The sequence below is a fragment of the Levilactobacillus yonginensis genome (assembly GCF_003946265.1).
In the GTDB taxonomy this organism is placed as follows: domain Bacteria; phylum Bacillota; class Bacilli; order Lactobacillales; family Lactobacillaceae; genus Levilactobacillus; species Levilactobacillus yonginensis.
Window position 1 is genome coordinate 19,474 of record NZ_RHNO01000006.1, and the last position, 16,601, is coordinate 36,074.

A 16,601-nucleotide genomic window follows, 5' to 3' on the forward strand; every position below is an offset into this window, starting at 1 on the left:
ATAACCATATTAAATTACTACAGAATTAACAGGGCAAACAATTTTGATACCCAAACAAGCAGGCGTGCTAAAATAGGCTTAATTAAAAAAAGAGGGATGCCTATGAAAAAGCCTTGGTATCAACAGCCAATTACCACAGTGACCACTTATTCTGATTTAATGACCCTTTTCCAAGAATTGGGATTACAAGAACAAGACACGTGTCTCGTACATACATCATTAAGTGCCTTTGGATTTATCCCGGGTGGTGAACAGACGCTGATTGCGGCTTTAAAAGCTAGTCTGGCGAAAGGCAATATTGCCATGCCAGCTCAGTCATCTGATTTATCTGACCCACATGAATGGATCAATCCACCGGTTCAAGCGGATCATCAGGACCAAGTGATGGCGGCATTGCCAGGTTTTGACCGGGAGCTAACGCCGTGTCATTTGATTGGCGCGTTACCGGAGTATTTTCGCAACTTACCGGATACCCAACGAAGTGGCCATCCGACCTGTTCGATGACAGCTTGGGGCGCCCAGGCAGAACATATCTGTGAAACAACGACCTATGATTTGCCCTTTGGTGCCCAGGGACCGCTTCAAAAGTTATACGATTTGAACGCGAAAGTTCTATTCTTAGGAACTGATTTTGAAACAGGAACGGCGATCCACTTGGCTGAGTCTACGTTGCCGCGGCCGGTCTTTGAAGAACGGGCCCCGGTTCAAACGGCTGGTCAAAAGCAGTGGGTGTCCTTTAAAATGGTGGAGTTAGAACCCTATGATGACTTCAATGAAATGGGTGCGCAGTTCTTAGCGGCTAGGCCTGGTAGCGTGCGGCAGGCAGCCATTGGAAATGATCGGACAGCACTAGTCTTTTCAATGCGTGATCTAGTAGACTTCGCCCATGAATACTACCGGCAGCGGGATATAGCTGAGGGCTTGAATTAGGCGTGTTTCAGCGTCGACTTATGGCCAATCGGCAGTGACTAATTTAACAGCAATTTATCATGATGACTAACTGTTTTCTTCATTAAAGAGGTTTAGCTTCGTCAGGTAACTTTTAATGAATATTTGGGCCCATTAGCCATGTATATTAAAGATAGTGTTAAGCCTTATTAAAAAACCGTAAACTCCTGTTCGGTACGGGCACTAATTTGTACAAAATCTGTTATACTACTAGTCGGTTATAAAAATAAATACCGGCTGGAAATCGCCGGTAGATTAAGGGGTCAGGAATAATGAAGAAATTTATGGTTGCATTGACCGGTTTGGTCACGTTAGCCACGGTAGGCGCTACGGTCCCAGCTACGGCGATCACTCCAGCATCAACGACTACGGCACACGCTGCGACGAAACATATCGGTCCCAGCCTGAGTGTTAATGCTATCTCTACGTCTTCCAGCAAGATTTCGGGGACGGCTACTAAGGGTTCTAAGGTTACTGTTAAGGCAACCAAGAATGCTAAGAAGAATCTTACTAGTGGGACTGCTTCTAAGACGACGGGAAAATTCTCCATTAAGTTATCCAAGAAGTTGAAGAAGGACGCTAACGTCTACGTTTACGCAACGAACCCAAAAACGAAGGCTTACTTCTACCGGATCATCCGGGTCCAAGCTGCTTCGACTAAGGCTGCTACGACCAAGAAGACGACTACTAAGAAGACAACCACGACTAAGAAAGCAACCACCAAGAAGGCGACGACTTCAACCAAGAAGAGTACCGCTAGCTTCTCCGTGAAGACGCCTACTGGTACTTGGAAGTCCAACACGGCTAACAAGTATTCACAAAAGATGGTCTTCAGTCAAAAGTCTGGCTTTAACCAATATCTCTACAAGAATGGTAAGAAGGTCAAGACGTTAGTTTCTTACGCTAAGTACAGCGTGGATGCTAAGACACCAACGTTCTGGAAGATTTCATACACCCCTAAGGGTTCCAAGGCTTCTAAGACGCTTTACCTGCGCTTCACTTCTGCTAAGAAGTTCAAGATCGTTAACAGCAAGAACAAGGTCGTTGCCGTTAAGGCCGGCGTTGCCCCAGCTGCTAAGTGGACTTTCACGAAGTAAGCTTTGAAATTCAAATTTAATTTGTGAGACTGGTGACTCAGTGATGGGGTGCCAGTCTTTTTTTATGAAAATAAGGGACACAAATAGTGGCCACTCTCCAAGAAGGGTGGCCGCTATTTGCGAGCTGTTAAGAAGCAGAGGGTTAGTTCGTTGCGAGCTGTTGGGCAACTGGTTTAGCATCTTTGGTACCGCGAGGATGGTAGCCAATCAACCGCATAGCGTTGAAGATAACGACCAGGATAGAGGCTTCGTGGACGAACATGCCACTGGCCATGTAGATGTAGCCGTAAACCAAGCCAATCAGCAGGAAGGCAACCGTTAAGATGGCAATCGTGATGTTTTCCTTTGTGTTGGCGGAAGTCTTTTTAGCTAAGCCAACGGCGTGGTTCAAAGCTGTGAAACTGGATTGCATCAGGACCACGTCGGCCGTTTCGATAGCTACGTCAGTCCCACCACCCATGGCGATGCCGACACTAGCCGTGGCCAGGGAAGGACTATCGTTGATGCCATCACCAACGAAGGCAACGTTACGCCCCATGTCTTGGAACTTTTTGACGAAGGTGACCTTGTCAGCTGGGAGTAAGTCGGCATGAACTTCGTCGATACTCAGAGATTCGGCAACGGCTTGAGCGGTCGCTTGGTTGTCACCAGTTAACATGACCAGGTGCTTGATGCCTTGACGCTTGAGAGCAGCTAAGGCATCTGGAACTTCAGGACGAACGGTGTCAGCGACGCCTAAGATAAAGGCGAGTTTTCCTTGGTAGCCAACCAGCACGGTGGATTGACCATCGTCTTGCATGGTGTGGAGGTCGTTCAGCTGGTCTGCAGTCAGCGTGATACCGTTATCTTTTAACAGAGCGGCGTTCCCAACAAACAGTTGGTTGTCATGCCAGTTGCCGACCATGCCGCGGCCCTTGATGGTTTCAGTTTCTAAAGTAGCTGCGTCATCTTGTAGGTGAGCGAACAAGTGAGCCACGATGGCCTGAGCCAAGGGGTGGTCGGAGGTTTTTTCAATTTGAGCGACACCGGCTAAGACCGTTTTATCGTCGGTGTAGGACTTGGTATCAGCTACCGTCATCTTGCCAGTGGTTAACGTCCCAGTCTTATCAAATACGATGGTGTCGACTTTCGCTAGACTTTCAACTACGTCCCCACCTTTGATGAGGATACCGTTTTTAGCACCATTACCGATGCCGGCCACGTTGGAGACTGGTGCGCCAATAACCAGGGCCCCAGGGCAACCAAGTACCAGCACGGTGATGGCCAAACGAAGGTCACGGGAGAAGACGAAGACTAAGATGGCGATGATTAAAACGGCTGGTGTATAGTATTGAGCAAATTTATCAATAAACTTTTCAGCGGGTGACTTAGTGTCTTGGGCTTCTTCAACCAATTCAATGATCTTAGAGAAGGTGGTTTCGTCACCAACCTGGGTGGCTTCAATCGTTAAGGTCCCACTTTCAACCATGGCACCGGAGAAGACACCGTCACCATCAGCTTTGTTGATTGGCCGGGATTCACCGGTGATGGAGGCTTCGTTAACGTAACCGGAGCCACTGACGACTTTACCATCGACGGGGACTTGGCCACCGGCTTTGACGAGAACGACGTTACCTTCTTCTAGGTCATCGACATCGACTTCTTCAAGGGAGCCGTCGACTTGAACCAGTTCGGCAGTGGTGGGTGCCATTTCAGTCAGGGATTGAATGGCGCCACGGGTCTTGGCCAACGTCTTCTGTTCCAGGTAGGACCCAAAGAGGAATAGGAAAGTAACAATGGCAGATTCTTCAAATTCACCAATCGCGAATGCCCCAATCACGGCGATTCCGACTAGTAACTCAATACTGAAAACCTTGGCCTTCAACGCGCTGATTGCTCGCAAGACAATTGGTGCTGCGGCAATCACGGAAGCGATGATCCAGGCAACGTCGGTAACGTAAGGAACGTGAGTAAACCAGGTATTCAGAAAGCCGAGGATGATTAAGCCGGCTGACCAGAAGGTAATGGGATTAGTATGTGCGTAGATAAACCGTTGAAATTTCATGGGAAGCATCCTTTCTTGGTGTCTGTTTAAGTTGTTCTATCCTTGTTGATGTCTTTATTATGCCGCGGAACCTGCGACATTAACTTGATGTGAATCAAGTTGGCGAAATTCTTTTATGAAATACGTAAAATGTATGTGTCGTGGGACTGACAATGCTGATGGTCTTATTCGCCTTGCCGGTTGTCAGATATGGGCTGGAACGGTGCGGACACAACTTGAAGCCTCGAAAAACACGAGTCTACAAGCTTGGTCTTATTCTAAGCCAGCGGAAAATCACCCGCTGACTAAGAATAATTTCGCGCCTGAGCCCATATCTGCCAACCTCTCGGCTTAGATGGTCGTCAGAAACAGGAACAGTTGCGTATGAGGTGATACTTAGTTGAAGTACGATGAAGTTCATTTAACATCTTGATAATTTCGACAAATAGTACAATGGTCGTCAATTTAAGCCGGAGGTGGTCAGGGGGGCCTGCAGTGAAAATGTCGTTAGCTAGCGTTTTGGGCTGGCTTACGACATGGGCGAATTTGAAGACACGTGGGTTTCGGGGCTTCAAATCGAGCGAGAAGCCCGTTCTTTGGCTGAAGCGTCCCCACAGCAGGCCCCCCCTGACCACCGGAGAGCGACTAGGTGCTCTTGTATTTATGTACAAAAAGGATTCGGGAGGATTGATCCCGAATCCTTTAAATTCCTGTGAATATAGCGGAAATGGTAGCCAGTTTATGCCTGATAACTCGCCGTGGCAGCATCGTAGTGAAGCAGAAGCTGGTGGTCAGCGAGGTCTAGTTGAACGGTTTGATAAACCGGTTCGAAGCCGTGATGGGTGAGATGAACCTGCACCTGTCCGTCCGTTACGCTGATAGTATAGCGGTTATAGTGGCCATCCTGGTAGGCAAAGTCAGTCCCGTTGTCCTGATAATGCTGGTAGGAGGTTGTGTTGCCGTAAAGCTTGAAGGTCATGGTTGTATCAGGTTCATCTGAAATATAGGAAACGGCCGGCCCCCAAGGAAGCACCGTCCCTTTTTTCACGAATAATGGTAATTTATCCAGTGGGGCGTCGACGACAACATCTTGTTTGCCACGATACTCTTGATTATTCCAGAAGTCGATCCAGTCCCCAGCTGGGAGGTAGACCAGCCGCTTAGTCTGAGACTTTTGAACGATGGGCGCTACGAGCAGGCTGTCACCCACCATGAATTCATCGTTCAGGTCGCGGACGCGTTGATCGTCAGGATAATTCAACACAAGAGGCCGCATGATCGGCAGACCGGTCTGCGTTTCGTCAGCGAACAGGTCGTAGAGGAAGGGGATGAACCGGTAACGTAATTTTAGATAGCGCCGGTAGATGCTGAGGGTGGGTTCCCCAAAACTCCAGGGTTCTTGGTGCCGCGTTCCCATGGCCGCGTGATTCCGCAACAGCGGGCTGAAGATGGCCGCTTCGATCCAACGAGTCAGGAGTTCAGCGGACGAATCGGAAGCGAAGCCACCAATGTCGGTACCGGCAAAGCTGAATCCGCTCAGTCCCAAGTTGCAGAGCTGGGGAATCATCATTTGTAGATGTGGCCACATACTACGATTATCACCAGTCCAGACGGTCGAATATTTCTGAGTACCGGCATAGGCAGCTCGGGTGATGACGAAGGGCCGTGTGCCTTGATGTTCCTTGAGTCCGGCGTACGTGGCCTGCGCCATGTTGTGGCCGTAAACGTTGTGCATCTTTTGATGGGTAGCGGGGGTGTTCTGGTCGCTAAACACAGTGTCCAGGGGAATTTCACCGTCAAACGATGCGGGTTCGTTCATATCGTTCCAAATTCCCGCCACGCCGGTATCCGTGAGAATTTTCGTATTTTGCGCCCACCAGTGGCGAACAGCTGGGCGACCAAAGTCTGGAAAAGCTGAATTACCAGGCCAAACTTTGTTGATGTAGGTTTCACCGGCTGGGGTCTTCACAAAGTAGTCGTGTTGCAGACCCGCTTGGTAGATGGCATAATCGGGGTCCTGCTTAACGCCCGGATCAATGATGGGGATGACCTTAAATCCTTGCTGTTTCAGGTGGGCGACGAACTTGGCCGGGTCTGCGTACTTGGCGCGATCCCAAGTGAAGACGCGATAGCCGCGCATGTAGTCGACGTCAAAGTGAATGGCGTCGCAGGGGAGATCCTTTTCCCGGAGATTGTCGGCGATGGCTTGTACTTCATTTTGGCTAGCACTGTACCCCCAACGAGATTGTTGGTAGCCTAAAGTCCATTTCTGAGGCAGTGGCGTGCGACCGGTGAGGTAGGTGTAGTTGGTCACGATAGCTTTCAAGGTGGCACCACCTAGAATGTAGTAATCGAGGTTGCCGGCCACCGCACTGTAGAAGTAGTAGTGGTCGCTTTCCTTGCCCAAATCCAAGTGACTCTTATAGGGGTTGTCGAAGAAGAGGCCATAAGGGTGGCCGTTCTTAAGACCTAGTAGCACGGGAATTGATTTATAAATGTTGGGCAGAATTTCTAGTTGGGGGTCGGGGTAATCAACATTCCAGTTATCATATTCAAACCCCCGTTTGTCGAGGTAACCGGTCTTGTCGCCGAGACCGTAGAGGTGTTCATCTGTGGCTAGTTCTTTGACGACCTGGTAGTAACTTGCATGATCATCAATGGTGACGTCGGTCACGCTGTGGCCTTCCGCTTCAACTAGTTTTTGGTGAACTTTATCGACCCCTTTATCAAGGAGGTGGCGCTCACCACGAAAATCAGTGATGAGCGCGTGGCCAGCGGCATCGTAAACGTCAACGTGACCGTCAGCGTCGAGCTTGACGGTGAGGTCACTGGTAGTGAGCACGTATTGGTGAGCAACGACCGTTAAGTCATAGTCGGTTGGCTGCTGTTTGTCACCTTCAATGGCATAAGACTGGCCGGTTTCACCGCGGTTGGCAAAGACCCGAATGATACTAGGGGTCAGGATGCTTAATTGTAGTGGTCGGTGGGGGTAATCAAAGGTGATCGTTTGTTGATTTTGCTGATACTTGGGTAAGGTAGACATGCTTTTAAGACTCCTTTTGGATGTTTCTCTTCTATAATAGACGGTTACCCCTGACTAATACAAACGGTTGCATTAACGGTCATCAATTTGAACAGGCTAATTTTGGCAACAAAAAAATAGTGTTAGCACCTCGCAGTGTGCTAACACTATTCTTAACGCTGGTTAATCATCGTCATCATCGTCTTCTTCATCCAGACCGTCACGAGCATCGTTGCCCAGCAGAGCTTGGAGTTCGCGAATGATGTGGTTGTTCGTCCCACGTAAGTCGGTTAGGAAGCTAGCCAAAGCGGGCCGTTCCTCCTTCTCAGCCAGTTTGATGGCCCGGTCGATGAATAAGTTATGCGTGTCGGCGTCGTGGACTAACTCGCTAATTTGTTCTTCAGCGGGCAAGTACTTCTTGTCGCCACCTTCTTGCAGCATGTTGTAGTCGTGAAATTCTTTAGTCGTGGTTGAGACGATTTCGCCTTCATCTAAAAGCAATTCACCCAGCGTATCGAACTGTTGACGGTAGGTGGCGATATAGTCGTTGAGCAGTTGACGGACGCTCAGAGCCAGCGGACCCTTGACGGACCAGCGAACCTGATGGAATTTCACGATGGAAATGTGCAGGTTGGAGAGAATGTGGTTGGTCATGGCACCAGCGGTGGGAACGTGGTGGTCGTGTTCAGTTTGGGCTTGTTCGGCAGCGTAACGGTCTTCAATAGTAGTAGTCATTGGATGAACTTCCTTTCGGTGAGTGGGGGATTAGAGAGCTTTAACTTTAGAGCTTTGCACAGCATAGCCTAGGTCGGTGACGGTATTTTCGAGGTCATCGGCAGATACGGCCGCGTCATCAAACTCGGCTTTGACCTTGCTGGCGTTGAACAGAACCTTGACGTTCTTCACGCCGTCTTTTTTGTTTAAGGCGCCTTCGATTTTAGTCATGCAAGATGGGCAGGTCAGTGCGTCTAATTTCATGGTTACTTTACTCATAATGAATACCTCCTAGGTTTTCGTTTGTCTTGATTACATAAGTTAGTATACGGTCGTCAGTGATAAAAGAACTTGACTCAAATCAAGTTCGCCGATTTATTTGAAGAAAATCAAAAATTGCTAACTGCACCGGCGGTTAAGTCTTTGTGTTTCGCAATAAAGCTAAGTATGCGACAATGGGTGCAGAGTGAAAATTAAGTGAGGGACTATAATGGGAAAAACAAAAAAAGAAGTGAGTATGGCCGGTATCGTGTCGGCGACCCTTCTATTAAACGCTGCGGCTGCGTGTATGTGGCCGTTAACGACGGTCTACATGCATAATCAACTCCATCAAAGTCTGACGCTGGCGGGGATTGCTTTGCTGGGGATGTCGTTATGCATGATTCTGGGCAACTGGTTGGGTGGCCGGATGTTTGACCGCTGGTCGCCATTCTGGTCAGCCATTGTGGGGACGCTCTGTTCATTCGTTCCAATGGTGACGTTGATATTTGCCCACGGGTGGCCAATCTTTGGTATTATGCTACTTTTCATTGGGTTAGGCGACGGTATCGTGATGACCGTGGTCAACTCCTTTGCGGCGACCGTGAAATCAGTTGAGAGTCGTAAAGTTTTCAATTATCTCTATATTGGCATGAACTTAGGGGTCGTTGTCGGTACGTTGATGGTGGGGGTTCTGATGGCTCACGGGGTCACCCTAGTCTTTATCGTGGCGGCGTTGAGTTATCTAGCGCTGTTGCTGATCTTCTTGTTTGATTTCCGGGCGGACATTGAACAGAAGAGCTTCGAACATAGTCGGGGACCCGCTAAACCAGCCCAGTTGAATCTGATCTGGCTAATTGCTTTTCTGGTCTTTTGCCTCTATATGAGTTATTCCCTGTGGGAAAGTGTGATTTCGGTTCATATGACGGGCTTAGGGATCTCATTTGAAAAGTACAGTCTGCTCTGGACGCTGAACGGTCTCATGATCGTCTTCGGACAACCAATCGTCAATCGGTTGGCAGCACGCTTCCAGTTGAGCTCTCAGATTTGGGTCGGAACTCTGATTTTTATTCTCTCCTTCCTATTGTTAGTGTTTGCTAAGAGCTATGCCATGTTTGTCCTGACCATGGTTATCTTAACGTTTGGTGAGATGACCGGGTTCCCGGGAATTCCCGCGTGGATCGATGGCCTGGCTGGCGATAACGACAAAGGCAAGTTCCAGGGAATCTATAACATGGCCATTTCATTTGGTCGGGCAGTGGGGCCTTTGTACGGTGGTTTGATTATTGAATACGGTAGTTATCAATCCTTATTCTGGTTAGTAACGGGCCTGATGTTGCTGGCACTGGCTGGTGTGATGGGCCGTAACCGGCTGAATCGCAGGAGAGGGTAACACCTTTAAATAGCAGTGTGAGTGGCTTTTACTGAACCTTTAGGGGGACAGTAAAAGCCTTTTTTGGTGGTGTAAGCCCGGCATAAACCGGTGTGGGCCGGGGAATCCAGGCTCGAAACAATTTTTTTTGGTGTCCAGAAGAATAATTTGGCTAGTGAGAAGGTCGACTTTGTGAATTGGTATACCTATAACGGGAGATACGGGTATACCGCTTTTCCGAAATGAAAACAGGGCCTTCATAGTTGAACGATAATGAGAAAACTCTAATGATATTCCGCCGGGTTACAGTTTAAATGGGTAAATTTAGTCGTGTACAACTGAAAGACGTCGCTTACTATTTTATTTGGTTACTTTAAAAACGAGCAAATGGCCCTTCACAAGGGGGTTTGGAAGGCCTAGTCTTATGCGAAAACCCATAATGAAGTTTGTGTATTATGTAATTAATACGAGCAGTTCATTAAAAAATCTTTTGTAAAAATATTCGCATGCAACGTTTTCAGTAAAAACGACCAAATCCAGTGTCACTAAAGGGGAAAGCGCTTCCAATCACGTGATAATTGACTTCTGTTTTTGAAAAAAATTCGACGAAATTCCATGAAAGCCTTGCCAATTCCATGTGAAAGGTATAGCATAATAGTCGTAGTTAAATAACTTACAAGGAAGTGTTTTTACATGCAAATTGCCGTTATTAAAGAGCAAAAGGAAGGCGAAGGCCGTGTGGCCGCAACACCTGAAAATGTTCGCAAGATGGTAGAAGCAGGTAATGAAGTACTGGTTGAAAAAGACGCTGGTGTCGGTGCTGGTTTCAGTAACGATGAATTCGTCGAAGCTGGTGGGAAACTCGTTAGCCATGCTGAAGGTTGGAAAGCTGACCTGATCATCAAGGTTAAGGAACCAGATCCAGAAGAATACCAATACTTCTCCAAGGGCAAGATTGTTTGGGGCTTTCAACATTTAGCTTCATCTAAGCCTACTGTAGAAGCAATGATGAAGGCTGGTACGACCGCAATTGGTGGCGAAACTATCGTTGAAGATGGCAAGCTGGCATTGCTTTCCCCTATGAGTCAAATCGCAGGGCGTCGTTCAGTTATCATGGGTGCTTACTACTTGGAAGCACAACACCAAGGCGAAGGTATCTTACTTCCAGGTATCCCTGTTCCTGGTATCCACGCTGGTAACGTTGTTATCTTTGGTGGTGGTAACGCTGCTATTGGTGCCACAGATATGGCTTTAGGTTTGGGTTGCTCCGTAGTTATCATTGAATTAAATGATGACCGGATCAAAGAACTTGAAACTCAATTTGCTGGCAAGAACGTGCGTGTTGTTAAGTCCAACGAAGAAAACTTGGCTAAGGAAATCAAGGATGCTGATATCTTTGTATCAACTATTCTTATTCCTGGTTCTCGTCCACCGAAGTTGGTCAAGGAATACATGGTTAAGTCAATGAAGAAGGGCTCCGTTATCGCCGATGTTGCCATCGACCAAGGTGGGACCGTTGAAACGATTGACAAGCCTACGACTATTGACGACCCTGTATTCATCAAAGACGGCGTTATTCACTATGCTGTTCCTAACCAACCAGGTGCTGTTCCACGTACCGCTACGATGGCACTTGCTGCAGGAAACTTGAAGTACTTATTGGAAATCGCTGACAAGGGCATCGATGATGCTATCAAGTCCGATCCAGCCTTAGCTTCAGGGGTCAACCTGTACGAAGGTAAAGTTACTAATGAAGGTTTGGCTAAGTCACTCGACTTACCATACACTGAATTACAAAACGCTTAATAATCGCTTATCTTACTTAGGTTTCAAAACTTAAAAGTTTGAGTTTCAAACACAATTGAGGAGTGAAAATAATGGCTGCAAATGATGTAGTATTAAAGACGAACGACCTGCTCAACATTCAAGATATCGAAGAAGCAAGAAGTATTGTTTCGAAGTATGCTCGGAGAACGCCATTGGTTAAGTCCATGTTCCTGAGTAACAACGTTGTTGGTGGGGATGTTTACCTCAAATTGGAAAACATGCAATTAACCGGTTCTTTCAAGTTCCGTGGTGCTAACAACAAGATCAACCACTTGACCGACGCTGAAAAGGCTCGTGGTGTTATCACTGCTTCTGCTGGTAACCATGCTCAAGGTGTTGCCTTGACCAGTAAGTTACTTGGCATTGACGCAACTGTTGTTATGCCTGACGAAGCTCCACAAATGAAGCGTGACGCAACTGCCGGCTACGGTGCCGAAGTTGATATTCACGGTGCATTGTTCGACGATGCTCACAAGTGGATGGCAGAACGTGGTAAAAAAGAAGGCAAGACCATTGTCGACCCATTTAACGACAAGTACGTTATGGCTGGACAAGGGACTATCGGCCTTGAAATCCTTGATGACCTATGGGATGTTGACACTGTCATCGTACCATGTGGTGGTGGGGGCTTAATTGGTGGTGTTGCTACCGCTTTGAAGTCATTCAACCCATCAATCCACGTTGTCGGTGTACAATCCGAAAACGTTCATGGTATGAAGGCATCTATCGATGCTGGTAAGATCGTTACCCACCATAAAGACTTAACTCTTGCTGATGGTACCGATGTTTCCACTCCTGGTGACATTACGTTCCCAGTTGTTTCAAACTTGGTTGACGAAATTGTCTTAGTTTCTGAAGAAGACATTGCTAAGGCTATGAAGGACTTACTGCAACGGACCAAAGTTGTTGCTGAAGGTGCTGGTGCCTTACCAACTGCTGCCCTCGAAGCTCACAAGATCGACGACAAGTGGTTAAAGGACAAGAAGGTTGTTGCCATGGTATCTGGTGGTAACGTTGACCTTGAACGTGTATCAAACATCATCGACCACTTCTTCTCACCAGTTAAAACTGAAGGCGGAATTGGCTAAAGATTAAATAAATAAGCATTAATGTAACGTATGTTGAACATCAGGGATGTTACAGTTGACTATGTAACAGTTGACTATGTAACATCCCTTTTGTTCCGAAGAGGATTGAGTTAAGTATGAATGATGATCAACAATTATCGCGATCGCTAAAGAATAGACATATTCAATTAATCGCCATTGGAGGAGCAATTGGGACCGGACTGTTCTTAGGCTCAGGGACTGCAATCCATGAAGCCGGGCCGTCCATTATCCTGTCATATCTGATTACTGGTATCATTTGCTTCTTTTTGATGCGCAGTGTCGGGGAATTGTTGCTTTCGGATACGCGTCTCCACTCGTTTATCGACTTCGTGGGACGTTACTTAGGGAACAGATTTGAGTTTGTCTTAGGTTGGACGTATTGGTTCTGTTGGATCAGTATCGCCATGGCTGATTTAACGGCGTCTGGAATTTATATCCGGTTTTGGTTCCCACACTTTCCACAGTGGGCGACCCCCTTACTCATCATCGTGTTGTTATTACTGGTCAACTTGGCCAACGTTGATTTGTTTGGGGAAATGGAATCTTGGTTTTCGATGATCAAGGTTGTTGCCATACTGTTGTTAATTGTGATTGGGCTTTACCTTATCGGTACGAATTTTACAACGCCGAACACAGTTGCTAGTTTTAGTAACTTGTACAGTCATGGTGGGGTCTTCCCAACTGGTATTAAAGGATTCATGGCCTCGTTCCAGATGATTGTGTTTGCCTTCGTTGGGATCGAAATGGTCGGAATCACTGCTGGTGAAACGGAAAGTCCTGAGAAGAACTTGCCCAAAGCGGTTAATAGTTTGCCGTTACGGATTGGATTATTCTACATTGGTTCAATGATTATTATCATGTCCGTCTATCCTTGGAACAAATTAGCTCAAACGCAAAGTCCATTTGTCCAAATGTTTGCTGATATTGGTATCAACGCAGCCGCTGGCGTCGTTAACTTTGTTGTGTTGACTGCGGCCTTGTCTGCCTGCAACTCTGCCATTTTCACTACTAGTCGTACGCTATGGTCATTAGCAAAGGGTCACAACGCTTCACAACGGTTCAAGCACGTGAACAAAAATCACGTTCCACAAAATGCGCTACTACTGTCCTCAGCAGCCTTGCTGATTGTGGTTGTTCTGAACTATGTGATGCCAAAGGATGTCTTTAGTTTAATTTCCGGTGTGGCCACGGTTAGTTTCCTATTCGTTTGGTCCGTCTTGATCATCACCCACTTAGTCTATAGACGTAAAAATAAAGAGAGTGCTGAACATAATATTTTCCCAGCACCGTTCTATCCTTACGCCGACTACATTGCGCTTGCATTTTATGCGATTATCTTTGTCATCCTGTTTTTCAGCTCTAGCATGCGTCTTTCACTGTACGTTTCTGTATTGTGGATCATATGCCTGTTCCTTATTTATGAGGTTGTTAAAAAAGTTAGGAGGACTTGATCATGGCTGATAAAGCAAATTCTGGGGGAATGAAGAAGTCTATTGGTTTCTTCGCCGCCTTATCAACTGTTATGGGTACGGTTATTGGTACTGGGGTGTTCTTTAAAGCCGCCGCTGTTACCGACTCAACTGGAACCATCAGTTTAGCATTACTCGTTTGGTTCTTAGGTGGGGTTATTACCATCTGTGCCGGGTTAACGGGGGCCGAACTGGCCGCTGCTTGGCCTGAAACCGGTGGGTTGACCAAGTACATTGAACACTCATACGGTGGTTTCTGGGGTTTCTTAGCCGGCTGGGCACAAGCAATTATTTATTTCCCGGCTAACGTTGCCGCCATTGCCATTGCCTTCGGGACGCAATTTGCGAACCTGTTTGGCTTAGCACAAAGCTGGATTGTTCCAGTTGGGTTAATCACCGCCTTCTCCTTAGTTCTGATCAACTGGATCAGTGCTAAGGCCGGTGGTTGGGTAACTTCAGTTGCCTTGGTTGTTAAGTTGATTCCATTGGCAGTTATTGTGCTACTTGGTTTCTTCCACTCAACCAGCGTTGATTTCTCTCTGTTCCCAGTTGTTGCCGGACCACACCGTGAATTCTGGTCTGCTTTAGGTAACGGGCTGCTTGCCACTATGTTCGCATACGATGGCTGGCTGCACGTTGGGAACATTGCCGGTGAAATGAAGAACCCTAAGAAGGACTTACCAAAGGCCATTGCTTTAGGTATTGCCCTCATCATGGTTGTTTACTTACTGGTTAACGCTGTGTTCCTGTACATCGAACCAGTTGACCACGTTGCTGGTAACTTGAACGTTGCCTCCGATGTTGCCAAGGTATTGTTCGGTGGTGTTGGTGGTAAGTTTATCACGATTGGTATCCTGATTTCCGTATTCGGTGGGTTGAACGGTTATACCATGACTGGTATGCGGATTCCTTATGCCATGGGTAAAGAACACAAATTACCATTTGGTGATGTCTTTGCTAAGTTGAACAAAGCTGGTGTCCCTTGGGCTGCTGGTTTGATTCAATACATCATTGCCTTCATCATGATCTTATCTGGCCAATTCGATGCTATTACCAACATGTTGATCTTCGTTATCTGGGTATTCTACTGCATGGCGTTCGCTGCTGTTATCTTCTTACGGAAGACGCAGCCTAACTTGAACCGACCATACAAGGTTCCACTATTCCCAGTTATTCCGTTGATTGCCTTGGTTGGTGGTATCTTCATTCTGGTTTCCACGATCATCCAACAATTTACGACTACGATGATTGGTGTCGTTGCTACGGCAATTGGTATTCCAATCTACATGTACCTGAAGAAGAAGTGGAAGTACGACGAACCTAAGACTAAGGAAGACTAAGTATTAGGCGCGTTAAAATTCTAAAAATAAAGAGTTACGTATCGATTCGATTGTGAATTGATGCGCAACTCTTTTTTGTTTTGATTAAATTAGTTATGAAATCGTTCGCTGTCAAATTTGGAAGGGATATTAATATTGTAATGGGAGATTTCGTCGTTTGCAGGGCTGATGATTGTATCTAAGTTTAAGAGGCGTAAGATGCAAAGAAAAGGGAGGTTACGCCATGTTAATTGATTTTACGCTGACGAATTTTCGCTCGTTTAAGGATCCAGTAACGTTATCATTAGTGGCCACCAACGCTGGTGGGGTGGAACGCTCACTGCCATTAACCGGAACGAAGCGCGGTTTGAAGTGTGCGGCCTTGTGTGGCACGAACGGTGTTGGTAAGAGTAACGTGTTAGCTGGCTTATTGCGGATGCAACAGATGGTCGTAACCCCAACGGAAGAAATTACGGATGATTTGCCCTTTGAGCCATTTCAATTGGATGCGGGTTCCAGTCAACGGCCCACAACTTTTGCGGTGACGTTTAAACGAGCGGGAATCGCCTACCGGTATGCCTTTAGTTATCGTGCGAATCAGGTGGTGGATGAATCCCTTCAGGCGACGATTCCTGGTGAGAATCCCAAGGTCTTATTCTCGCGGGAAGGGGGCCAAATCGTTCAGGTACCAGTTGGCCAGCATACGGCGATCAATAACACACGGCCGAATGCATTGATGCTGTTCGCGTTACAGAACTGGAATTACGCACCGGCTATTGAAGTGTTTCGCTGGTTCAGTGATGATTTAGTCAGTTTGGATGGTCAGGCGCGGGTTACCGGTCGGTTAAATGAGGACGTTGTGGCGCAGCTAACGCAGTTCCTCCATGCGGTTGGGTGTGAGGTAGCCGGTGTGACGCAACATCAAGTCGCGGTTCAATTTTTAGATGGCTCACGTTATGACCGACCGGATCTCTATTTGCGTTATGAAAAGTATGATGATGCGGGCGAGGTGGTTGACGTTGTTGAGCTGCCTTTGTCGCGGGTTTCGGTCGGGACCCAGCAACTAGTTGCGTTTGGTCTCGCCTTAATCCAGGCACAAGCGGCGGCCCATCCACAGACGTTACTAGCAGATGAGTTCGCCAGTGCGCTGCACCCAGAGGTGGCCCTCGCTTTACTGGCCTTAGTGAATTCAACCGCTATGCACAGTCAGATTGTACTTGTAACGCCGCAGTTTGGTCTATTGGGTGGTCAGCTACGTCCTGACCAATTGTACCTGGTCACTAAGAATTATCGCGGGGAAAGCCACTTGACCCAACAACTGGCTCCTGAGATGGCCGCCCGGCAGGTGGCCATGCAATCGCAACCTAACGTGGACATGGGTATCTTGCGGGCAACATTTATCTTGTGATGCAAAAAAAGAGTGAGAAAGATTTCCCACCCTAC

At 47.3% G+C, this 16,601-nt stretch carries 12 protein-coding genes; 8 read left to right on the plus strand and 4 right to left on the minus strand.

Annotated elements, in window-relative coordinates; genetic code table 11:
- Positions 1-102: 102 nt before the first annotated feature.
- Together EKM87_RS04610 and EKM87_RS04615 are read left to right on the plus strand one after the other, a co-directional pair.
- Positions 103-930, plus strand: coding sequence for an aminoglycoside N(3)-acetyltransferase (locus EKM87_RS04610; RefSeq protein WP_125682334.1), 828 nt, complete (start codon positions 103-105; stop codon positions 928-930).
- Between the two features lie 290 nt (positions 931-1,220).
- On the plus strand, positions 1,221-2,045 hold the full coding sequence (locus EKM87_RS04615; protein WP_125682336.1) for an Ig-like domain-containing protein: 825 nt from the start codon (positions 1,221-1,223) through the stop codon (positions 2,043-2,045).
- Positions 2,046-2,187: 142 nt separating this feature from the next.
- On the opposite strand, the gene EKM87_RS04620 is transcribed toward EKM87_RS04615, so the two are convergent.
- From EKM87_RS04620 to EKM87_RS04635, 4 genes are all read right to left on the minus strand, one after another.
- Positions 2,188-4,089 carry a heavy metal translocating P-type ATPase gene (locus tag EKM87_RS04620; RefSeq protein WP_125682338.1) on the minus strand — a complete coding sequence of 634 codons (1,902 nt, stop codon included), beginning with the start codon at positions 4,087-4,089 and terminating at the stop codon, positions 2,188-2,190.
- 718 nt (positions 4,090-4,807) lie between these two features.
- Positions 4,808-7,111: a glycoside hydrolase family 31 protein gene (locus EKM87_RS04625; protein ID WP_125682339.1), complete on the minus strand. Its 2,304-nt coding sequence runs from the start codon at positions 7,109-7,111 to the stop codon at positions 4,808-4,810.
- A 162-nt stretch (positions 7,112-7,273) separates the two neighbouring features.
- Positions 7,274-7,825: a Dps family protein gene (locus EKM87_RS04630; protein ID WP_125682341.1), complete on the minus strand. Its 552-nt coding sequence runs from the start codon at positions 7,823-7,825 to the stop codon at positions 7,274-7,276.
- A 30-nt stretch (positions 7,826-7,855) separates the two neighbouring features.
- A complete protein-coding gene (locus EKM87_RS04635) occupies positions 7,856-8,083 on the minus strand; it encodes a heavy-metal-associated domain-containing protein (protein ID WP_125682344.1) in 228 nt (75 codons plus the stop codon).
- Between the two features lie 211 nt (positions 8,084-8,294).
- On the opposite strand from EKM87_RS04635, the gene EKM87_RS04640 reads away from it, so the two are divergent.
- The 6 genes from EKM87_RS04640 (at position 8,295) to EKM87_RS04665 (ending at position 16,566) form a co-directional block, all read left to right on the plus strand.
- Positions 8,295-9,455 (plus strand): MDR family MFS transporter, encoded by a 1,161-nt coding sequence (locus EKM87_RS04640; RefSeq protein WP_125682346.1) that lies wholly within the window; start codon positions 8,295-8,297, stop codon positions 9,453-9,455.
- Between the two features lie 672 nt (positions 9,456-10,127).
- Complete coding sequence (ald, locus tag EKM87_RS04645; RefSeq protein WP_125682349.1) at positions 10,128-11,240, plus strand: alanine dehydrogenase; 1,113 nt, start codon at positions 10,128-10,130, stop codon at positions 11,238-11,240.
- A 71-nt stretch (positions 11,241-11,311) separates the two neighbouring features.
- Positions 11,312-12,349, plus strand: a complete 1,038-nt coding sequence (tdcB, locus tag EKM87_RS04650) for a bifunctional threonine ammonia-lyase/L-serine ammonia-lyase TdcB (protein ID WP_125682351.1) — start codon at positions 11,312-11,314, stop codon at positions 12,347-12,349.
- Positions 12,350-12,465: 116 nt separating this feature from the next.
- Positions 12,466-13,821 (plus strand): amino acid permease, encoded by a 1,356-nt coding sequence (locus EKM87_RS04655; protein ID WP_125682353.1) that lies wholly within the window; start codon positions 12,466-12,468, stop codon positions 13,819-13,821.
- A 2-nt stretch (positions 13,822-13,823) separates the two neighbouring features.
- Positions 13,824-15,179 carry an APC family permease gene (locus tag EKM87_RS04660; protein ID WP_225426611.1) on the plus strand — a complete coding sequence of 452 codons (1,356 nt, stop codon included), beginning with the start codon at positions 13,824-13,826 and terminating at the stop codon, positions 15,177-15,179.
- A 223-nt stretch (positions 15,180-15,402) separates the two neighbouring features.
- Positions 15,403-16,566, plus strand: a complete 1,164-nt coding sequence (locus tag EKM87_RS04665) for an AAA family ATPase (RefSeq protein WP_125682356.1) — start codon at positions 15,403-15,405, stop codon at positions 16,564-16,566.
- The last annotated feature ends 35 nt before the right edge of the window (positions 16,567-16,601 follow it).